The 21699-nt window shown below is 57.1% G+C and carries 10 protein-coding genes and 4 pseudogenes; 10 read left to right on the top strand and 4 right to left on the bottom strand.

Annotated features, from left to right (window positions below):
* The first annotated feature begins 309 nt into the window (after positions 1-309).
* Positions 310-2689 (top strand): annotated as a pseudogene (ppsA, locus tag WLO32_RS09160) (phosphoenolpyruvate synthase).
* A gap of 36 nt (positions 2690-2725) precedes the next feature.
* Here the strand turns inward: ppsA and WLO32_RS09165 are convergent.
* Complete coding sequence (locus WLO32_RS09165; RefSeq protein WP_435948027.1) at positions 2726-4288, bottom strand: alpha/beta hydrolase-fold protein; 1563 nt, start codon at positions 4286-4288, stop codon at positions 2726-2728.
* Positions 4289-4448: 160 nt separating this feature from the next.
* Between WLO32_RS09165 and WLO32_RS09170 the strand changes: the two genes are divergently transcribed.
* The 3 genes and pseudogenes from WLO32_RS09170 to WLO32_RS09180 all read left to right on the top strand — a co-directional run bounded on the left by WLO32_RS09170 (position 4449) and on the right by WLO32_RS09180 (position 10613).
* Positions 4449-6611 carry a TonB-dependent siderophore receptor gene (locus WLO32_RS09170; protein ID WP_435948028.1) on the top strand — a complete coding sequence of 721 codons (2163 nt, stop codon included), beginning with the start codon at positions 4449-4451 and terminating at the stop codon, positions 6609-6611.
* A 233-nt stretch (positions 6612-6844) separates the two neighbouring features.
* The gene (locus tag WLO32_RS09175) at positions 6845-8233 is read left to right on the top strand and encodes an MFS transporter (protein ID WP_435948029.1); all 1389 of its coding nucleotides are present in this window, start codon (positions 6845-6847) and stop codon (positions 8231-8233) included.
* Positions 8234-8236: 3 nt separating this feature from the next.
* A pseudogene (locus WLO32_RS09180) lies at positions 8237-10613 on the top strand (glycoside hydrolase family 3 N-terminal domain-containing protein).
* A 91-nt stretch (positions 10614-10704) separates the two neighbouring features.
* Here WLO32_RS09180 and cobO read toward each other — a convergent pair.
* Both cobO and WLO32_RS09190 read right to left on the bottom strand, forming a co-directional pair.
* Complete coding sequence (gene cobO / locus WLO32_RS09185) at positions 10705-11295, bottom strand: cob(I)yrinic acid a,c-diamide adenosyltransferase (RefSeq protein WP_435948030.1); 591 nt, start codon at positions 11293-11295, stop codon at positions 10705-10707.
* Complete coding sequence (locus WLO32_RS09190) at positions 11292-12053, bottom strand: YciK family oxidoreductase (protein WP_435948031.1); 762 nt, start codon at positions 12051-12053, stop codon at positions 11292-11294. The genes cobO and WLO32_RS09190 overlap by 4 nt, the downstream gene beginning before the upstream one ends.
* A 264-nt stretch (positions 12054-12317) precedes the next feature.
* Between WLO32_RS09190 and sohB the strand changes: the two genes are divergently transcribed.
* The gene (sohB, locus tag WLO32_RS09195) at positions 12318-13367 is read left to right on the top strand and encodes a protease SohB (RefSeq protein ID WP_435948032.1); all 1050 of its coding nucleotides are present in this window, start codon (positions 12318-12320) and stop codon (positions 13365-13367) included.
* 42 nt (positions 13368-13409) lie between these two features.
* Here the strand turns inward: sohB and WLO32_RS09200 are convergent, their stop codons facing one another.
* On the bottom strand, positions 13410-13661 hold the full coding sequence (locus tag WLO32_RS09200; protein WP_435948033.1) for a YciN family protein: 252 nt from the start codon (positions 13659-13661) through the stop codon (positions 13410-13412).
* A 405-nt stretch (positions 13662-14066) separates the two neighbouring features.
* On the opposite strand from WLO32_RS09200, the pseudogene topA reads away from it, so the two are divergent.
* The 5 genes and pseudogenes from topA to acnA all read left to right on the top strand — a co-directional run bounded on the left by topA (position 14067) and on the right by acnA (position 21605).
* A pseudogene (topA, locus tag WLO32_RS09205) lies at positions 14067-16665 on the top strand (type I DNA topoisomerase).
* Between the two features lie 200 nt (positions 16666-16865).
* Positions 16866-17840, top strand: a complete 975-nt coding sequence (gene cysB / locus WLO32_RS09210) for an HTH-type transcriptional regulator CysB (RefSeq protein ID WP_167606265.1) — start codon at positions 16866-16868, stop codon at positions 17838-17840.
* Positions 17841-18177: 337 nt separating this feature from the next.
* Complete coding sequence (locus WLO32_RS09215; RefSeq protein WP_435948034.1) at positions 18178-18318, top strand: YmiA family putative membrane protein; 141 nt, start codon at positions 18178-18180, stop codon at positions 18316-18318.
* 332 nt (positions 18319-18650) lie between these two features.
* Complete coding sequence (ymiC, locus tag WLO32_RS09220; protein WP_259461945.1) at positions 18651-18749, top strand: small membrane protein YmiC; 99 nt, start codon at positions 18651-18653, stop codon at positions 18747-18749.
* A gap of 179 nt (positions 18750-18928) precedes the next feature.
* Positions 18929-21605 (top strand): annotated as a pseudogene (gene acnA / locus WLO32_RS09225) (aconitate hydratase AcnA).
* The last annotated feature ends 94 nt before the right edge of the window (positions 21606-21699 follow it).

Raw genomic sequence — 21699 nt, forward strand, 5'->3', positions numbered from 1 at the left:
ATTTTATAAAGCATAAATTAAAACAACGCATTCCGTGATAGTCATTGTCGCAATTTCAAAATGAAATGACGTTTTTATTTTTAATGAACCGGGTGGTTCAAAAATATCCGCGCGGCAGTATCCCTCACGATGTTAAGGATTAAATGGATAATCAATGGTTTAGGTTTTTCGGGAAACTATCCGAAAAAATTATATTTTTATTTTGCTTGAACGATTCAACCGTTTCACTCAGCCAGCCAAATATGCCAGGCTAAATAAGAAGTCAGGAAATTCTTGTGCCCACTCATATTTCATAAAAGGATTGTTTCGATGTCCAATAATGGCTCGTCACCGCTGGTGCTTTGGTATAACCAACTCGGCATGAATGATGTAGACAGGGTCGGGGGGAAAAACGCCTCCCTGGGTGAAATGATTACCAACCTTTCCGGCATGGGCGTCAGCGTGCCGAACGGTTTCGCCACCACCGCCGAGGCGTTTAATCTGTTTCTCGACCAGAGCGGCGTAAACCAGCGTATTTATGAACTGCTCGATCAAACGGACATTGACGACGTGTCGGAACTCGCCAAAGCCGGCGCGCAAATCCGCCAGTGGATTATCGACACGCCTTTCCAGCCGGAGCTGGAAAAAGCGATTCACGATGCCTACGAACAGCTTTCCGCAGACGACGCGGAAGCCTCTTTTGCCGTGCGCTCCTCGGCGACCGCGGAAGATATGCCGGACGCCTCCTTTGCCGGGCAACAAGAAACCTTCCTTAACGTTCAGGGCTACGATGCGGTACTGGTGGCGGTGAAGCACGTCTTTGCGTCGCTGTTTAACGACCGCGCCATCTCCTATCGCGTGCACCAGGGCTACGACCATCGCGGCGTGGCGCTCTCCGCCGGCGTACAGCGTATGGTGCGCTCCGACCTCGCGTCGTCCGGCGTCATGTTCTCCATCGATACCGAATCCGGCTTCGACCAGGTGGTGTTTATCACCTCGGCCTTCGGCCTCGGCGAAATGGTGGTGCAGGGCGCGGTTAACCCGGATGAATTCTACGTCCATAAGCCGACGCTTGCGGCCGGTAAGCCCGCCATCGTGCGCCGTAACATGGGCTCGAAAAAAATCCGCATGGTTTATGCCCCAAGCCAGGAGCACGGCAAGCAGGTGCGCATCGAAGACGTGCCCGAGGCCGACCGCGACCGCTTCTCCATTACGCCTGAAGAAGTGCAGGAGCTGGCGAAGCAGGCGGTGCAGATCGAAAAACACTACGGCCGCCCGATGGACATCGAATGGGCCAAAGACGGCCATACCGGCAAGCTGTTTATCGTCCAGGCGCGCCCGGAAACCGTGCGTTCTCAGGGCCAGGTGATGGAGCGTTATCACCTGCATTCGCAGGGTAAAATCGTTGCGGAAGGCCGCGCTATCGGCCATCGCATCGGCGCAGGCCCCGGTGAAAGTGATTCACGACATCAGCGAAATGAACCGCATCCAGCCGGGCGACGTGCTGGTAACCGACATGACCGACCCGGACTGGGAACCGATCATGAAAAAGGCGGCCGCCATCGTCACCAACCGCGGCGGACGCACCTGCCACGCGGCGATTATCGCCCGCGAGCTGGGGATCCCGGCGGTGGTAGGCTGCGGTGACGCCACCGAACGCATGCAGGACGACCAGAACGTGACGGTGTCCTGCGCGGAAGGGGATACCGGCTATGTTTATCAGGATCTGCTGGATTTCAGCGTGAAAAGCTCTACGGTCGATACCATGCCGGATCTGCCGCTGAAAATTATGATGAACGTCGGCAACCCGGATCGTGCTTTCGACTTCGCCTGCCTGCCGAACGAAGGCGTAGGCCTGGCGCGCCTGGAGTTCATCATCAACCGTATGATCGGCGTGCACCCGCGCGCGCTGCTGGAGTTTGACCAGCAGGAGCCGAAGCTGCAAAACGAAATCCGTGAAATGATGAAAGGCTATGACGATCCGGTCGAGTTCTACGTGGGCCGCCTGACGGAGGGGATCGCGACGCTGGGCGCGGCCTTCTGGCCGAAGCGCGTGATCGTGCGCCTGTCCGACTTTAAATCTAACGAATACGCCAACCTGGTGGGCGGCGAGCGTTACGAGCCGGAAGAAGAGAACCCGATGCTGGGCTTCCGCGGCGCCGGCCGCTATGTGGCGGACAGCTTCCGCGACTGCTTCGCGCTGGAATGCGCCGCGATGAAGCGCGTGCGCAACGAAATGGGCCTCACCAACGTCGAAGTAATGGTGCCCTTTGTGCGTACCGTCGCACAGGCGAAAGCGGTGGTGGAAGAGCTGGAGCGTCAGGGGCTGAAACGTGGCGAAAACGGCCTGAAAATCATTATGATGTGCGAGATCCCGTCCAACGCCCTGCTGGCGGATGAGTTCCTGCAGTACTTCGACGGCTTCTCTATCGGCTCCAACGATATGACGCAGCTGGCGCTGGGCCTGGACCGCGACTCCGGCGTGGTTTCCGAACTCTTTGACGAGCGTAACGACGCGGTGAAAGCGCTGCTGTCGATGGCTATCAAAGCGGCGAAGAAACAGGGTAAATACGTCGGCATCTGCGGACAGGGCCCGTCGGATCACGAAGACTTTGCCGCCTGGCTGATGGAAGAGGGGATCGACAGCCTGTCCCTGAACCCGGACACCGTGGTGCAAACCTGGCTGAGCCTGGCCGAAATTAAAAAGTAAGCTTTCTCCCTCGCCCCTGGAGGCGAGGGAGTTTATTTATCGCCGTCCCGCCAAATCCTTCACGCCCGCCACCATCGCCTCGCACCATGCCGCATAATCATGTCCGCTTGACCACGGGTGGAAGCTAACCTCATAGCCTTTGCCGCGCAGCGCTTTTTCAAACTCCAGCGTGTTGAGATAAATGCCCCCGTCCGGTCCCTGCGTTTCAAAACGGCCGGCCTGCAGCCAGAAACGAACGGGCAGCCTGGGGGAGCGTTGATACTCGCGGGTCAGCCAGCTTGCCTCTTCGCCTTTTGGCGCCCACCAGTAAGAGCCGGAGAGGCTCAGCACGTTGCCAAAAACGTGCGGATAGCGCAGCGCGACCCAGGATGAGGCGATGCCGCCGTAGCTGGAGCCCGCAACGATGGTTTTCTGCGCGGGGGTAGAAATGCCCTGAGTTTTAAGCCAGGGTACCAGTTCGAGCGCCATAAAATCGGCAAAGGCGAGGTTCGGCGGCAGCTCTTTCTGGCGACGTTCGTTATCAAGGCTGTCGATAAATACCAGGTTCACGGCCGGCAGCGAGTGGCGCGCAATCAGCCCGTCTATTACGTTGGCAAGCCTGTAGCGATCCTGATAGGTCTTGCCGTCAAACACCAGCAGCGACCAGCGTACCGGCTGGCCGGTGCGCGGACGATAGACCACCACCTCCCGGCTGTTGCCGAGCTTTTTGCTGTCCACCCGGTAGCGAATCAAAGAGCCGTTGCGTAGCGGCTGGCCGGCTGCCTGCGGCGTGCAGTAACGGCTGGCGGCGAGATTCAGCAGGGAAAAGCGATTCCAGCGGTCCGCCTTTAACGCCGGGCTGGCTAAAGGATTAAGAGGATCGGCCTGCGCCGTTACCAGGATCGCCCGGCGCTGGTCACGGGCAGAACCGGCGATTACGGGCACGTCAGGCGCCAGCTTGTACTGCATCAGCGTATCCGCCGGCACCACATAGCTGCGGAACCAGACGTCGGACTGGCCGAGGCGGAACAGGGGATCGTGATCGCCCGCGGGCGAGCCCAGAATAAAAGCGTTGCCGCGCGCGCCGCGCCACAGGAAGGTTACGCGCCGGTGGGCGGCATCCAGGTTCTCTACCAGCGGAGTGCCTTCCTCCTGCCTCTGCTGCCAGAATTCGTCGGTGGTGCCGCCGTTGCGCAGCGTTTCCTGCAGCTCCTGTAAGATGGGGCTTACCGGCTCAAGCACCTGTTCTTTGGGCAGGGGACGGGTTTCACGAATCTGCCAGTTGAACTGCCAGCGGGCGCCGGGCTCGCCGCGCAGCAGCAGGGTCGATTCACGCTTGAACGGCAGGGCAAAAAGCAGATCGTGCCGGCCGTCCGCCGGGCCGTCTTCTACCAGCACACGCCACGGATAGCCCTTCGTATCCAGCAGCTTTGCATCGCGCGCCCCGACGAGGGTTGCGTGCGCATAGTTTTCACCCAGCGAGGGCAGGGAAAAGCAGATCTCCCCGCTGGCATCAAACTTCCCCTCCAGCTCTCCTTGCAAAGCGCGCGGCGTACACTCCGCGGCCGTCGCGCAGGCCGAACATAATCCCAACGTTAATCCTACCCAGGCTCGATTCATCAGCTTCCATCAGCAAGTGTTAAAAAAAGTTTAGAAACGCTAATGCAAATGGTAATGATTTGCAATAACATCCAGACCCATCACAATTATGACAAAACGTAACAGTTAATCTCAAAACGATTCATCGAACGGGCTTTCGACCCAAGGGGGACGGTAAGAAATGTATTTCAAAAATAATAAGATAACGCAGGGTCTGTGGCTGATGAATCTCACCGCGCTGGGCATGAGCGGCGGGGCATGGGCTGAAACGGCGCGCCCGGCCGAAGAGACGATGGTGGTAAGCGGAAAGGTTTCGGAAGAGCCGACCGCGCCGTTTAGCGGCATGGTGGCGACCAAAACGCTCTCCGCCACCAAAACGGCGGCGGAGCTGGTGAAAACACCGCAGTCCGTTTCGGTGGTCACCCGCGATCAGATGGATGCGCAGGACGTTACGTCCGTTGCACAGGCCCTGCGTTATTCCGCGGGCGTTTTCACCGAATATCGCGGCAGCTCCAACCGTAACGACGAGGTATTCGTCCGCGGTTTCAGCTACGTGCCGAAATATCTCGACGGCCTGAGCTTCGGTGCCACGGCGTCTTCGCAAACGGGCACCGTCGATCCCTGGCTGCTTGAAAGGGTGGAGCTGGTGCGCGGGCCTGCCTCGGTGCTCTTTGGCCAGGTGAACCCGGGCGGGCTGATCGGTATGACCAGCAAGCGCCCGACGAGCGAAGCCGTTCACAAGGTTGAACTGCGAACCGGCAATAATCATCTGGCCGAGGGCGCGTTCGATTTCGGCGGCCCGTTAAGCGACGACGGCCGCGTGCTTTATCGTTTAAATGGCATCGCCCGCACCCAGGACAACCAGGTTTCTGATTATAAAGAAACGCGCATGGCCATCGCCCCGGCGTTAACCTGGTATCCGCATGACCAGACGCGTTTTACGCTGTTGACCAGCTACCAGAAAGATCCCGATGCGGGCTACCGTAACTTCCTGCCGAAAGCGGGCCTCGTCACCGAAACCTCCGCAGGCTACATTCCTCTTGATTTCAACGTCAGCGACCCGAACTACGACCAGTCATGGCGGGAGCAGACGATGGTGGGCTATGAGTTTGAGCACGGCTTTAATGATGTCCTCACCTTCCGTCAGAACGCCCGCTACGCAAAAATCAAACAAAAGTACCGCTACCTCGTCTACGCCACATCTGTTAACGACCTGACGCTTGCGCGCCGCGCGCAGCATGAGGTTCGCGACACGGACGAGTTTGGGATCGATAACCAGCTTGAGGCCCAGTTTGATAGCGGCGAAATCGGGCATACGGTGCTCGGCGGCCTGGATTATAAATTAAGCAACGACAGCCAGCGGTTCTGGCGCGGTATGGGTTCTCAGTACGATATCTACTGGCCGAACCCGGCCTATGGCATCGACGTAGATGAAAGCACCTTTAGCCTGGTGACGGACGAGCAGCAGAACCTCGACCAGACGGGCGTTTACCTGCAGGACCAGATGAGCTGGAATAGCTGGCAGCTGCTGCTTTCCGGGCGCTATGACTGGGCGGAAGTGCGTACTAAGGACAATCAGAACGGCGCCACGGTGCAGCAGAACGACAGCAAATTCACCTGGCGCACCGGTTTGCTCTACGCCTTTGATTCCGGCCTTTCGCCGTATGTCAGCTACAGCACCTCATTCGAACCGAATCTGCAAACCAACCGCGCCCCGGACACCGCGCCTTTTGCGCCGACAACCGGGAAGCAAACCGAAGCGGGGCTTAAGTACCAGCCTGTTGAAAACATCTTTATGACGCTTGCGCTCTACGATCTGCGCCAGAGCAACGTGTCAACCTACAACAGTAGCCTGGGCTGGTTTGAAAACGCAGGTGAAGTGCGCTCGAAAGGCGTGGAGACGGAAATCCACGCCGCGCTGTTTGACAGCGTTAACCTGATTGGCTCATACACCTACACCGATGCGGAAAACGTCAGCACCACGGTGGCGGGAACCGAAGGGAAAACCCCGGCCCGCATCCCGACGCATATGGCCTCCGCCTGGGGCAGCTACACCTTCCAGGGCGGCGCGCTGAAAAACCTGACCGCGGGCGTTGGGATGCGCTATATCGGCACCAGCTATGGCGATGCGCAAAACACCTTTAAGGTGGCGTCGGTTGACCTGTATGACGCGATGCTGCGTTACGAGCTGGGCGAGATGAACGGCAGCCTGCAAGGAGCCGCCGTGCAGCTTAACGTGAACAACCTGGCGGATACGAAATACGTCGCTTCCTGCGCTTCCGACTCCGCCTGTTTCTACGGTATTGGCCGCACCATGACCGCCACGGTCAGCTATAGCTGGTAATATCCCCTTAATTATTCAGCCCGCCAATCTTGCGGGCTACTTACATTTTTATCGCCCGTGGATTTGCACCTCGTCACATTTATCAGAAAAAGCAAAAAATCATAATTTGTCTGGGCAATTCGACAATTGTTGTCTTTGCGTGAGTTAACCAATACTGAGTGCGGAAAATAAATGCCGCGAGATTGATGCGGAAAGTTGAACTATTTTGTGCCCTACAAATAAGGTCAATAATAATGAACGCCACTTCTGTTCTCAGTACCAAAGATAAAATTGGCTATGGCCTCGGCGATATGGCCAGCGCATTAGTCTGGCAAACCGCGACGTTATTCCTTGCTTATTTTTATACCGACGTGTTTGGCCTGCCGGCGGCTATCATGGGCACCATGTTTTTAGTGGTGCGCGTGGTGGATGCGTTTATCGATCCCTGTATCGGCGCCATGGTCGACCGCACGCAGACCAGACACGGCCGTTTCCGTCCCTGGCTGTTGTGGTTTGCTATTCCTTTTGGCGTAAGCTGCCTGGTGACCTTTTACGTGCCGGACGTCGGCCCGACGGCAAAAATTATTTATGCCTGTGCCACTTACAGCATTCTTAGCGTGGTCTATTCGGCGATAAACGTGCCCTATTGCGCAATGCCGGGCGCGCTGACCCTTGACCCACGCGAGCGGCATTCCATTCAGTCCTGGCGCTTTGCCCTGTCGTTTATTGGCGGGCTGATCGTCACGGTTATTGCGCTGCCGCTGGTAGACTGGCTGGGCGGCGGCAACCTGCAAAAAGGGTATTTCTACGCCATGAGTTTAATGGGACTGCTCGGCGTAGGGTTATTTTATTGCTGCTTTGCCATGACCAAAGAACGTTATTCTCCGCGTAATGACACCTCGGGCTCAATGGTCGGCGATTTAAAATTGCTGGCGAAAAATAGCCAGTGGCGAATTGTATTCGTGTTCAATATTTTACTTTTAACCGCGGTGGTAACCCGTGGCTCCGCCACCATGTATTACGTGAAGTATGTTTTATTACGCCCGGATCTGGTCTTTGCTTTTATCGTTTCGGGCATGATTGCCTCTTTGCTGGGCGCTTTGCTTTCAGAACGTTTGCTTGGCAGGTTCGATCGCGTGCGGGCGTACCAGTGGACTATCGTTACTTTTGTTATTTTCGGCACGGCGATTTTCTTTATTCCCCCGACGGCCATCTGGCTTATTTTTGCCCTGAACCTGGTGTTCAGCTTTATCCAGAACCTCACCACGCCGTTGCAATGGACGATGTTTTCCGACGTGGTGGACTATGAAGAGCACCGCACGGGCCGCCGTCTTGACGGGCTGGTGTTTTCCACCGCGCTGTTTGCCATTAAATTCGGTCTGGCTCTCGGCGGCGCGGTAGTGGGATGGATCCTCGGGATGGTCGATTATCTGCCCAACCAGGCGACCCAGTCGGCTTCGGTGCTGAGCACCATCAACGCGCTGTTCACCCTCATTCCTGCGGTGCTGTTTATCGCCATGGCTTTGCTGCTGCTTATCTACAAGCTCAACAGCCGCAAGGTCTACAGCATCGCCCGCGAGCTTGCCGCTAAGCGCCAGCTTCGCAATGACGAACCGTCACTGGCCCCCGTTACACAGGAGTAATGTATGTCTGTTATTTATAAGGATCCCCACCGCCCGGTTAACGAACGCGTAGCCGATCTCCTCTCACGCATGACGCCGGAAGAAAAGTTCGCGCAGATGCACGCGTACTGGCTGATTTTATCGAGCGACGGCAATCACCGTGAGCGAACCGACCTGAGCGATGAGTTTGCGGGCGTAACGGAACGGGCGGGGCTGGCCGAGCGTTTACAGCTGGGCGTCGGGCAAATTACCCGTCCGCTGGGCACGCACATCGTTGCGGCGAAAGAGGGCGTGCGGGCGGCCAATCGCCTGCAGAAAACCCTGGTTGAAGAGACCCGCCTTGGCATTCCCGCGCTTTTTCATGAAGAGTGCCTGGTGGGTTTGCTGTGCAAAGACGCCACGCTTTTTCCTTCATCCCTTAATTACGGCTCGACCTGGGATCCGGATTTGATCGAACGCGCCGCCGCCGCGATTGGCAGGGAAGCGCGCTCTGCCGGCTGCCATCAGGGGCTTGCGCCGGTGCTGGACGTTTCGCGCGACGTGCGCTGGGGGCGTACGGAAGAGACCTTCGGCGAGGATCCGTGGCTCGTGGGCGTAATGGCGACGCGCTATGTAAAAGGGCCTGCAGGGCAAGAATCGCGATCTGCTGGCGACGCTTAAGCATTATGTCGGCCATTCGTTCAGCGAAGGCGCGCGCAACCATGCGCCCGTGCATCTCGGCTTCTGCGAGCTGAATGACACTTTTCTGCTGCCGTTTGAAATGGCGGTGAAGCTCGCCAACGCCGGTTCCGTTATGCCTGCCTATCACGATATCGATAACCAGCCGGGACACTCCGACGACTTCCTGCTCACCACCGTCCTGCGCGAAAGGTGGGGGTTCGACGGGCTGGTTGTGGCGGACTACGGCGGCGTCAGCCTGCTTCATCAGCATCACGGCGTTTCGCATGATGCGGCCGGGTCGGCGGCGCTGGCGTTTAACGCGGGTCTGGACGTCGAACTGCCGAAGGATGACTGCGCCCGCCACCTGGCGCAGGCCGTCGGGCGCGGATTAATCACCATGGAAAAGGTGGATGAAATCGTCGCCCGCGTGCTGAAAGAGAAATTCCGGCTGGGCCTGTTTGAACGGCCTTATACGGATGAAAATCAGGTCGAGCTGCAAAGCGAGCCCACGCTGCAGATTGCGCGCGAAGTGGCGACCCGTTCTATTACGCTTCTGGAGAACGACGGCACTCTGCCGCTGAAAGGCAAGCCGCGCGTGGCGGTCATAGGGCCGACCGCGGACGATCCTCTGGCGCTGCTAAGCGGCTACAGCTTCCCGGTGCATCTGATCATCAGCGATATGCTGGAGCAAACCTCGCAGGTGGTCACGCCGCTTGCGGCCCTGCGCGAACGCCTTGGCCGCGACAGCGTTCTTTACGCCAAAGGCTGCCATATTATTGAAAAGCGCATGGCCGGCGCACCGGTCTTCCCCGGCGACAGCGGCGGAAAACCTATGCAGGAGTCGCCGGTTTCGCTCGATACGAGCCTGATCCCGGAGGCGGTAAAAACGGCGCAGCAAAGTGATGTGGTGGTGCTGTGCGTGGGCGATCTGGCAGGCCTGTTCCAGAGCGGTACGGTTGGCGAGGGTTCGGATACGGATAGCCTGGCGCTGCCGGGCGTGCAGCAGCAGCTGCTTGACGAACTGCTGGCGACGGGCAAGCCGGTGGTGGTGGTGGTGACCGGCGGCCGTCCTTATAACCTCGGCGGGCAGGAAGATAAGGTCGCCGCGCTGCTGCTGGCCTGGGCGCCCGGCCAGGAGGGCGGACACGCCGTTGCGGATGTGCTGATGGGGCAGGCGGAGCCCGAAGGACGTCTGGTGGTGTCGGTGCCGAAAAGCGCGGGCGCCATGCCTTATTACTACAACCACAAACTAAAAAGCGGCGGCACGCCGTTCGCCTTCCACTTCGGCTCACGCTACCCGTTTGGCTATGGCAAAACATGGACGACGTTCGACTACGGCGACTTAAAGCTGAAGGACGCCACGGTTGCCTGTCAGGGCGGGGATGTCTGCGCGACCATTACCGTAACCAACAGCGGAGCCGTCGCGGGCAGCGAGGTGGTGCAGCTTTATGTCCATGACAAAGTGGCCTCCATGGTGCGCCCGGTTCAGGAGCTAAAAGCCTTCCAGCGTGTCTGTCTTGAACCGGGAGAAAGCGCCAGGCTGACGTTTATCGTGCCCACCGATATGCTCAGCTTCACCCGCCGCGACGGGCAGCGCGTAGTGGAGCCTGGCGAGTTTGAGATACAAATCGGGGCATCAAGCGGGGACATACGCAGCCGCGGCATGGTAACCCTGAGCGGTGAGACGCAGCTTATCGAGGGTAAATGGCGCATGTTAAGCCACTGTGAAGTAAGGCTGTGATGTAAGTCGGGCAAGCGCTAAGCGCCGCCCGACCTGCCGTTTGTGGCAGCGCTTAGCGCCGTCCACCCGATGATAACGGGCGCTGCAGGCTTTAGTAGTCAATCCCGGCTTGCGCCTTCACGCCCGCGTCAAAAGCATGCTTCACCGGACGCAGTTCGCTGACCGTATCGGCCAGCTCGAGAATATCCCGGTGGCAGCCGCGGCCGGTGATAATCACCGTCTGCTGCGCAGGGCGCTGCCGGAGCGCATCCAGCACCTCCTGCAGCGGCAGATAATCATAGGCGACCATATAGGTGATTTCATCGAGGATCACCATATCCAGCGAGCCGTCCGCCAGCATGCGTCTGGCGTGTTGCCAGACGGCAAGGCACGCTTCGCTATCCGTTTCGCGGTTCTGCGTCTCCCAGGTAAAGCCCGTCGCCATTACCTGAAACTCCACGCCGTGCGGCTCAAGTAAATTCCGCTCGCCGTTCGGCCACTGGCCCTTAATAAACTGGATGACGCCGACTTTTTTACCGTGGCCGACGGCGCGGGCGGCGGTGCCAAACGCCGCTGTGGTTTTGCCTTTCCCGTTGCCGGTAAACACAATTAAAATGCCACGCTCCTGCTGGGCCGCTTCAATGCGGGCGTCAACTTTTTCTTTCTGGCGCTGGGCCCGCTGCTGGTAACGATCGTCGCTCATTCGGAAATTCCTGGTTTACGGTTAGGCTGGGCGTCAAAGCTCATGCCGGTTTTGCGACGGCTGTCGTCGCCCATCAGCCACAGATAGAGCGGCATTAAATCACGCGGCGTTTTAAGCTTTGCGGGATCTTCGGTTGGAAAGGCGCTGGCCCGCATTGCGGTGCGCGTACCGCCCGGATTGATGCAGTTCACGCGCAGGTTTTGCTGCTTATACTCTTCTGCCAGCACCTGCATCATGCCTTCGGTGGCAAATTTTGATGCGGCGTAGGCGCCCCAGCCGGCGCGGCCCTGGCGGCCAACGCTCGAGGTGGTGAACACCAGCGAGCCCGCGTCGGATTTCAGCAACAGCGGCAGCAGGGCCTGGGTAAGGAAGAAGGTGGCGTTGACGTTTACCTGCATCACGTTCTGCCAGGTTTGCGGATCTTGCTGGCTCATCGGCACCACATCGCCGAGGATGCCCGCGTTATGCAGCACGCCGTCCAGACGAGGCGCCAGGCCGGCGACCCTCTGCGCCAGCCGCTCACAATCCTGCGGGGTGGCGGTCAGCAGATCCAGGGTAAACCAGTGCGGCGTGCCGCCGGACTGATGTTGTAACTCTTGCGCCACGGCGCGCAGCTTATCTTCGTTGCGTCCGAGCAGGATAACGCTCGCGCCGTAGCGCGCATAAGTCAGCGCCGCTTCGCGGCCGATGCCGTCGCTGGCGCCGGTGACCAGGATAATGCGGTTGCGCAGTAAATCGGTTTTCGGTTGGTAATGCAAAATTCACTCCTCGCGCGATGCAGGCGGCGGCTCGCGTCTTATTTCTCGTGGTTTTTGGTACACAGGGCTTTATGCCTGAAAGGCAGGGGCATTTCAATCGGCCGCCGGGAGACATTCCCGCTGGTTAACATTTTGCAAAGGTTTCGCCGGTTTACATTCGTACCGCAGGCCGCCGCGCAGCATTTAGAGTTGCATGCAGACGCGAAGCGCCCGCTCGGGTACACTGCACCTTATGATTAATGCTCTGAAATTAAGGCGGAATACGTGGATTTTATTGCGAACTATGGATTGTTTCTGGCCAAAATCGTCACCGTTGTCGTGGCGATCGCGGCCATAGCTACTATTGTGGTCAACGTTGCCCAGCGTAAAAAGCATCATCACGGCGAGCTGCGTCTGAGCAACTTAAGCGAACAGTATCAGGAGATGCGCGAAGAGATGCAGGTCGCGCGTCTTGACCATCATCAGCAAAAGCTCTGGCATAAAGGCCAGAAGAAAAAGCACAGGCTCGAGGCAAAACAGGCTAAGGCGCGCGCTAAGCGCGGCGAAACCAGCAGCTCTGACAAGCCGACCCTCTACGTGCTGGATTTTAAAGGCAGTATGGACGCTCACGAGGTGACGTCTTTGCGCGAAGAGATAACCGCGGTGCTGGCGGTGGTTAAGCCTGAAGACGAGGTCCTGCTGCGCCTGGAAAGCCCGGGCGGGGTGGTGCACGGCTATGGTCTTGCGGCCTCGCAGCTACAGCGCCTGCGCGAGCATAAAGTGCGTCTGACCGTGGCCGTTGACAAGGTCGCAGCCAGCGGAGGCTATATGATGGCCTGCGTGGCGGACCGCATCGTTGCCGCGCCGTTTTCTATTATTGGCTCCATCGGCGTGGTGGCGCAGGTGCCGAACTTCCATCGCCTGTTAAAGCGTAATGATATCGACGTGGAATTGCACACCGCGGGGCAATACAAGCGCACCCTGACGCTGTTTGGCGAGAACACCGAGCAGGGCCGCGAGAAGTTCCGCGAAGACCTGAACGAAACCCATCTCCTCTTTAAGCATTTCGTGCATGAAATGCGCCCGGCGCTGGATATTGACGCCGTGGCCACCGGCGAACACTGGTACGGCCTGCAGGCAAAAGAAAAAGGGCTGGTGGATGAGGTCAGCACCAGCGACGATCTGCTGATTGGCCTGATGAAAAACCATGAGGTCATCGGCGTGCGCTTTACCCGTCGTAAAAAAATGATGGAAAGGTTTACCGGCAGCGCGGCAAACAGTCTCGATCGCCTGTTGCTCCGCTGGTGGCAGCGCGGCGAAAAACCGCTATGGTAAATAGAGGTTTAAAAAGCGGGGCCTGCGGCCTCGCTTTTTGTTTTAGTCCTGCAGATGGTATTTCTCGGACATCACGTGGGCGAGGTGCTTGAACATATTAAATACCGCCGTGCTTTTCGGGGTGGGCAGACCTTGTTCATCAAGGAAATACTCGCCGCGAAAGACCAGCACGCCACTCTTTTGCTCAACGCCCGTGGCTTCCATACCCTGGATAAAATCTTCATGTTCGCGAATGATTTTATTGGCCTCGGCCAGCAGCGTTTCGCGGTCGACAGGCTGAGTTGTAGTTTGCATGTTGTCTCCTCCAAAAAACTGGCGCTAGTGTACGTCCACAAGAGCCTCAGGGGCAATATCTCCTTGTAAACCGCAGGCCCACAAAAAAGTTAACCGTGCTGGCGGGAATGCGTATTGCATGCTAATAAAGTTGCGTATCGGATTTTATCAGGTAGAGTGTGACGCTTTCGCAAATCTGGCAACGGAATTGCTTGACATTCAACCAAACTTCCGTCGTGCTATGTCACCTGCACGAAAAACTCGGTAACTCAATCACCTGCGTTGGCGCGGCTTTCAGCCCGGTGTTTTGAAAAAAGAGTTGATCTCCTTTGATGCTGTCGCAATATAAAAAAAGGCGCACCGCAAGCGGGAGAATGAGACTGCGTGCGACGTATTCTGGATGAATTAAATTAGGTAAAGGTGAATATGGGTAAAGCTCTCGTCATCGTTGAGTCCCCGGCAAAAGCCAAAACGATCAACAAATATCTCGGAAACGACTACGTGGTTAAGTCCAGCGTGGGTCATATCCGCGATTTGCCGACCAGTGGATCAACCACCAAGAAGAGCGCTGACTCTGCCTCCGCCAAAACGACCAAAAAGGTCAAAAAGGATGAACGCGGCGCGCTCGTAAATCGTATGGGAGTCGATCCCTGGCACGGCTGGGAAGCCCAGTATGAAGTGCTGCCGGGCAAAGAAAAGGTGGTTTCAGAACTGAAATCCCTTGCTGAAAAAGCCGACCATATCTATCTCGCAACCGACCTTGACCGCGAAGGGGAGGCCCATCGCCTGGCACCTGCGGGAAGTGATCGGCGGCGATGATTCGCGCTACAGCCGCGTGGTGTTTAACGAAATCACCAAAAACGCTATCCAGCAGGCTTTTGAAAAGCCGGGCGAACTGAATATTGACCGGGTCAACGCCCAGCAGGCGCGTCGCTTTATGGACCGCGTGGTGGGTTATATGGTCTCTCCGCTGCTGTGGAAAAAAATCGCCCGCGGGCTTTCCGCCGGCCGCGTGCAATCCGTTGCCGTGCGTCTGGTCGTCGAGCGTGAACGTGAGATCAAAGCGTTTGTTCCCGAAGAGTTCTGGGAAATCGACGCCAGCCTGGCCACCCCGGCGGGCGACAGCCTTCCGGTTCAGGTTAGCCACCACAAAGATAAGCCGTTCCGTCCGGTCAACCGCGAGCAGACCATGGCGGCGGTCAGCGAGCTTGAAAAAGCCCGTTATACCGTTCTTGAGCGCGAGGATAAACCGACCAGCAGCAAGCCCGGCGCGCCGTTTATTACCTCCACGCTGCAGCAGGCTGCCAGCACCCGTCTTGGTTTTGGCGTGAAAAAAACCATGATGATGGCGCAGCGCCTGTACGAAGCGGGCCACATCACCTACATGCGTACCGACTCCACCAACCTCAGCCAGGACGCGGTGAGCATGGTGCGTGGTTATATCGGCGAGAACTTCGGTAAAAAGTATCTGCCGGCCGATGCTAACCAGTATGCAAGCAAGGAAAACTCACAGGAAGCGCACGAAGCGATTCGTCCATCCGACGTGGGCGTGGTCGCCGAATCCTTAAAGGATATGGAAGTTGACGCGCAGAAACTCTATCAGCTTATCTGGCGCCAGTTCGTGGCCTGCCAGATGACGCCTGCGCAGTATGACTCCACGACCTTAACCGTGGAAGCGGGCGACTACCGCCTGAAAGCCCGTGGTCGTATCCTGCGCTTTGACGGCTGGACGAAGGTCATGCCTGCGCTGCGTAAAGGCGATGAGGATCGCACGCTGCCGGCGGTCAATAAAGGCGACGTGATGTCGCTGATTGAACTGACCCCGGGCCAGCACTTTACCAAGCCGCCGGCTCGCTTTAGCGAAGCGTCGTTGGTCAAAGAGCTTGAAAAGCGCGGCATCGGCCGTCCTTCTACCTATGCGTCCATTATCTCCACAATCCAGGATCGTGGCTATGTGCGCGTGGAGAACCGTCGTTTTTACGCCGAGAAAATGGGCGAGATCGTCACCGATCGTCTGGAAGAAAACTTCCGCGAGCTGATGAACTACGACTTTACCGCGCAGATGGAAAACAACCTCGACCAGGTGGCTAACAACCAGGCCGAGTGGAAAGGCGTGCTGGACGAATTCTTCAGCGACTTCAGCGGCCAGCTTGAGAAAGCCGAGCAGGATCCGGAAGAGGGCGGCATGCGCCCGAACCAGATGGTGCTCACCAGCATCGACTGTCCGACCTGCGGGCGCAAGATGGGTATCCGTACCGCAAGCACCGGGGTGTTCCTTGGCTGCTCCGGCTATGCGCTGCCGCCGAAAGAGCGCTGCAAAACCACCATTAACCTGGTGCCGGAAAACGAAGTGCTTAACGTCCTTGAGGGCGATGACGCGGAAACCAACGCGCTGCGTGCGAAACGTCGTTGCGCCAAATGCGGCACGGCGATGGACAGCTACCTTATCGATCCTAAACGCAAGCTGCACGTGTGCGGTAACAACCCGACCTGCGACGGCTACGAAATCGAAGAGGGCGAGTTCCGCATCAAGGGCTATGACGGCCCGATCGTCGAATGCGAAAAATGTGGTTCTGAAATGCATCTGAAAATGGGGCGTTTCGGTAAGTACATGGCCTGCACCAACGATGACTGCAAGAACACGCGTAAGATCCTGCGTAACGGCGAAGTGGCTCCGCCGAAAGAAGATCCGGTTCCGTTGCCGGAACTGCCTTGTGAAAAATCGGACGCCTACTTTGTTCTGCGCGACGGCGCGGCGGGCGTCTTCCTGGCAGCTAACACCTTCCCTAAATCGCGTGAAACCCGCGCGCCGTTAGTCGAAGAGCTGTACCGCTTCCGTGACCGCCTGCCGGAAAAGCTGCGCTATCTGGCCGACGCGCCGCAGCAGGATGCGGAAGGCAATAAATCCGTCGTCCGCTTTAGCCGCAAGACTAAGCAGCAGTACGTTTCCTCAGAAAAAGAGGGCAAAGCGACCGGCTGGTCCGCCTTCTTTATCGACGGCAAATGGGTTGAAGGGAAGAAATAACCTTCCTTAACCACTGAAACCGGGGCCCGCGCTCCGGTTTTTTCTCTCTTCTTATATAACCTCTTTATTATTTTTTCTTCCCATCTATACAGAGAAGATATAACTGATATAGTGGCTTTAGCGCATATCCTTTTTAATCTCATAGCGTCTTACTCCCCGTACCGCCTGCGTTGGGGGCGTTTTGACCTGGATGGTAAGTCATGAAACTACAGCAGCTTCGTTATATCGTTGAGGTGGTCAACCACAATCTTAACGTCTCGTCGACGGCGGAAGGGCTCTACACTTCTCAGCCGGGCATCAGTAAACAAGTGCGGATGCTGGAAGATGAGCTGGGTATTCAGATTTTTGCCCGCAGCGGCAAACATCTTACCCAGGTCACGCCTGCCGGGCAGGAGATTATCCGTATCGCCCGTGAAGTGCTCTCAAAAGTCGACGCCATTAAATCCGTTGCCGGCGAACATACCTGGCCGGACAAAGGCTCTTTATACGTCGCCACGACGCATACCCAGGCTCGCTACGCGCTGCCGGGCGTCATCAAAGGCTTTATAGAACGCTACCCTCGCGTTTCGCTGCATATGCATCAGGGGTCGCCGACGCAGATCGCGGAGGCCGTCTCTAAGGGTAATGCGGATTTCGCCATCGCCACCGAAGCGCTGCATCTGTACGACGATCTGGTGATGCTGCCGTGCTACCACTGGAACCGCTCGATCGTCGTCACCCCGGAGCACCCGCTGGCGTCGAAGGAATCCGTCACCATCGAGGAGCTGGCTCAGTATCCGCTGGTTACCTATACCTTCGGCTTTACCGGCCGTTCTGAGCTGGATACCGCGTTCAACCGCGCCGGTTTAACCCCGCGTATCGTCTTTACCGCAACCGATGCGGACGTCATTAAAACCTACGTGCGCCTTGGTTTAGGCGTAGGGGTAATCGCCAGCATGGCCGTCGATCCCGTCTCCGACCCTGATTTGGTACGTATCGAGGCGCAGGGGGTGTTCAGCCACAGCACCACCAAAATCGGTTTTCGCCGCAGCACCTTCCTGCGCAGCTATATGTATGATTTTATTCAACGCTTCGCCCCGCACCTGACGCGTGACGTGGTCGATACCGCCGTGGCCTTAAGGTCCAATGAGGATATCGAAGCGATGTTTAAAGATATTAAATTACCCGCCAAATAATTCCATCTGGTATCTTCTCCGCCCGGAGAAGATACCGTTTTTAATCCCCGCGAATAAATAAGAATGACTCTCATCGCGTTTTATATCCGCCGCCCCGGCTTATCCTTATTATCACGATGGTTAATCTGTCTCTATTATGAGACAGGCGTAGATAATAATTAACCGCAGCGCAAATGTGACACTTCAATAATTTATTTCATGTCAAAAGATTAAATCTTTTCTTGTAAACAGTGAGCAAATTTGCTGGCTTTTGCGCTAGAGTTTCTTTAGGATTAATCCCAACGGACGATTGCTTATAACGATTGTTAACAAGTTTATGATAAGTGGTGTCGATTGTATGAGGTTAGCAATGCCTTCAGGAAGTGAACAACCGCAAAGGGATCCGGAGCTTAAACGCAAAGCCTGGCTGGCGGTATTTCTGGTCTCAGGCCTGTTCTGGCTGGTCGTTGCGCTAGTGGCCTGGCGCTATTGGAGCTAAAAATGGCAACGCCCGGGCAGGTCGTGCAGTCAAAAAAAATGTTTCACCAGGATGACAAGCCGGTTCAGAAGCTGCAAAGGGTTAAAACCCAGCCGCCGGCCCTCCTGGCAGCTGACTCAGCAGCAGCAGGATTTTATCGATTTGATGACCGTCGACGATCACAAAAAACAATAATTACTCATTTTATTTACGTTTAATTAACTTGCGGCGCATCACACTTTTTTATTAACCGCGGTTAACAACGTACTACTTAATAACTACGCACAGCAATACCCTTCGGGACTGATTATTTAGTCAGCCAGATTGCATATCGTAAATAAAGAGTAATGCTTATGATAAATCACTGCAGTATTAAATACTGGTCATGGCTCGGCGCTTTTACCGTTTCGGTAGTGTTCTGGGCGCAGCTGATCGCCACCCTCGTAAATTAATCTCAAAACGCCCCGTGCCTGATGCCGGGGCGTTTTTCATTTCCCTGCGTGCATACCCTCCTTTAGCGCCATTTATCAATTCGGGTTGTTATCAAAACGTTACGACATGTTTGTGTTATCTTTAACAGTGACCCTGAATTCAATCAGGGCATCGCTATCCCTGGAATTAAGGAGGAGCTATGTCGTTTACCCTACGAGAGGCCAGTAAGGACACGCTTCAGGCGCTGGATAAAACCTATCATTACTACAGCCTGCCGCTGGCATCGAAGGAACTTGGGGATATCACGCGCTTACCCAAGTCGCTAAAAGTCTTACTCGAAAACATGCTGCGCTGGCAGGATGAAGATTCCGTTACCAAAGAGGATATCCACGCTCTGGCCGGCTGGCTGAAAAACGCCCATGCGGATCGTGAAATCGCCTACCGCCCGGCGCGCGTGTTAATGCAGGATTTTACCGGCGTGCCGGCCCGTGGTGGATTTAGCCGCCATGCGCGAAGCCGTCAAGCGCCTCGGCGGCGACGTCGCCAAAGTCAACCCGCTGTCTTCCGTTGACCTGGTCATCGACCACTCTGTTACCGTCGACCATTTCGGCGACGACGACGCCTTTGAAGAAAACGTGCGCCTGGAAATGGAGCGCAACCACGAACGCTACGTCTTCCTGCGCTGGGGCCAGCAGGCGTTCAGCCGCTTTAGCGTAGTGCCGCCGGGCACCGGTATCTGCCACCAGGTCAACCTGGAATACCTTGGCAAAGCCGTGTGGAGCGAAATGCAGGGCGACGAGCTGGTCGCTTATCCGGACACGCTGGTGGGCACCGATTCCCACACCACGATGATCAACGGCCTGGGCGTGCTGGGATGGGGCGTGGGCGGTATCGAAGCGGAGGCCGCGATGCTCGGCCAGCCGGTATCCATGCTTATTCCTGACGTGGTCGGCTTTAAGCTCGACGGCAGGCTCGGCGAGGGGATTACCGCAACCGACCTTGTTCTGACCGTTACCCAGATGCTGCGCAGGCACGGCGTCGTCGGCAAGTTTGTCGAATTCTACGGCGACGGGCTGGATTCGCTGCCGCTGGCGGACCGCGCCACTATCGCCAACATGGCGCCGGAATACGGCGCGACGTGCGGCTTCTTCCCTATCGATGCCGTTACGCTTGACTACATGCGCCTGAGCGGGCGTACCGAAGACCAGATTGCGCTGGTCGAGGCGTATGCCAAAGCGCAGGGCATGTGGCGCAATACCGGCGATGAGCCGATCTTTACCAGCACCCTCGCTTTGAATATGAATGAGGTGGAGGCGAGCGTCGCCGGGCCGAAACGGCCGCAGGACCGCGTCCCCTTAGGCGAGGTTCCGAAGGCCTTTCACGCCAGCAACGAGCTGGAAATCAACGCCACGCAGAAAGATCGCGCGCCGGTGGATTACACCCTGGGCGGGCGTGAATACCAGCTTCCGGACGGCGCGGTGGTGATTGCCGCCATTACGTCCTGCACCAACACCTCTAACCCGAGCGTGCTGATGGCCGCGGGGCTGCTGGCGAAAAAAGCGCTCACGCTTGGCCTGAAGCGTCAGCCGTGGGTCAAGGCCTCGCTGGCGCCGGGGTCGAAAGTGGTTTCGGATTATCTCGCCAAAGCCAGGCTGACGCCTTATCTCGACGGACTGGGCTTTAACCTGGTCGGCTACGGCTGTACCACCTGTATCGGCAACTCCGGGCCGCTGCCGGATCCTATCGAGCTGGCGATTAAAAAAGGCGATTTGACCGTGGGCGCGGTGCTTTCCGGCAACCGCAACTTCGAAGGCCGTATTCACCCGCTGGTGAAAACCAACTGGCTGGCCTCGCCGCCGCTGGTGGTCGCCTATGCGCTGGCGGGGAATATGAACGTCAACCTGACAACCGATCCGCTGGGGCACGATCGCAAGGGCGATCCGGTTTACCTGAAGGACATCTGGCCGAGCAGCCAGGAGATCGCCCGCGCGGTAGCCAAAGTTTCTACTGAAATGTTCAACAAAGAGTACGCCGAGGTCTTCGAAGGCACGCCGGAGTGGCAAAATATCGCGGTCGACCGCTCGGATACCTACGGCTGGCAGAGCGACTCCACCTATATTCGCCTGTCGCCGTTCTTTGACGATATGGAAGCGGAGCCGAAGCCGCTGCAGGATATTCATGGCGCACGCGTGCTGGCGATGCTGGGCGATTCGGTCACCACCGACCACATCTCGCCTGCGGGCAGCATCAAGCCCGACAGCCCGGCGGGACGCTATCTGCTAAACCACGGCGTTGAGCGCAGAGACTTCAACTCCTACGGTTCGCGCCGCGGCAACCATGAGGTAATGATGCGCGGCACCTTCGCCAACATCCGTATTCGTAACGAGATGGTGCCCGGCTTGGAAGGCGGCATGACGCGCCTGCTGCCGGGGGACGAGGTGATGTCGATTTACGATGCGGCGATGCGTTACCAGGCGAAGGGTATTCCGCTGGCGGTGATTGCGGGTAAAGAATACGGGTCAGGCTCAAGCCGCGACTGGGCGGCAAAAGGGCCGCGCCTGCTGGGCGTGCGGGTGGTTATCTCCGAATCCTTTGAGCGTATTCACCGTTCAAACCTTATCGGGATGGGTATCCTGCCCCTTGAATTCCCGCAGGGCGTAACGCGTAAAACCCTGGGGCTGACCGGGGAAGAAACCATTGATATCACCGGGCTCAACTCCCTCAGCCCGGGCGCTACCGTGCCGGTGACGTTGTCACATAGCGACGGCCGGCAGGAGGTGATCGAGTGCCGCTGCCGTATCGATACCGGCAACGAATTAACCTATTTCCACAACGACGGCATTTTGCATTACGTCATCCGTAATATGCTGAAGTAGGAACAGCGACCGGCAACGGCATTCGGCAACGATAAAGGCAGAGCAATCTGCCTTTATTTTTTTAAGCTCGTTTAGCCCGTTAAACAGAATAGTG

The organism is Dryocola mayonis, from assembly GCF_051307045.1.
Classification (GTDB): Bacteria; Pseudomonadota; Gammaproteobacteria; order Enterobacterales; family Enterobacteriaceae; genus Dryocola.

Excerpts from the sequence above, each read along its gene's own strand:
- WLO32_RS09215 (WP_435948034.1), top strand. The coding sequence starts at position 18,178 with ATGAGGTTAGCAATGCCTTCAGGAAGTGAACAACCGCAAAGGGATCCG.
- cobO (WP_435948030.1), bottom strand. The coding sequence starts at position 11,295 with ATGAGCGACGATCGTTACCAGCAGCGGGCCCAGCGCCAGAAAGAAAAA.
- WLO32_RS09175 (WP_435948029.1), top strand. The coding sequence starts at position 6,845 with ATGAACGCCACTTCTGTTCTCAGTACCAAAGATAAAATTGGCTATGGC.
- WLO32_RS09200 (WP_435948033.1), bottom strand. The coding sequence starts at position 13,661 with ATGCAAACTACAACTCAGCCTGTCGACCGCGAAACGCTGCTGGCCGAG.
- ymiC (WP_259461945.1), top strand. The coding sequence starts at position 18,651 with ATGATAAATCACTGCAGTATTAAATACTGGTCATGGCTCGGCGCTTTT.
- WLO32_RS09165 (WP_435948027.1), bottom strand. The coding sequence starts at position 4,288 with ATGAATCGAGCCTGGGTAGGATTAACGTTGGGATTATGTTCGGCCTGC.
- cysB (WP_167606265.1), top strand. The coding sequence starts at position 16,866 with ATGAAACTACAGCAGCTTCGTTATATCGTTGAGGTGGTCAACCACAAT.
- WLO32_RS09170 (WP_435948028.1), top strand. The coding sequence starts at position 4,449 with ATGTATTTCAAAAATAATAAGATAACGCAGGGTCTGTGGCTGATGAAT.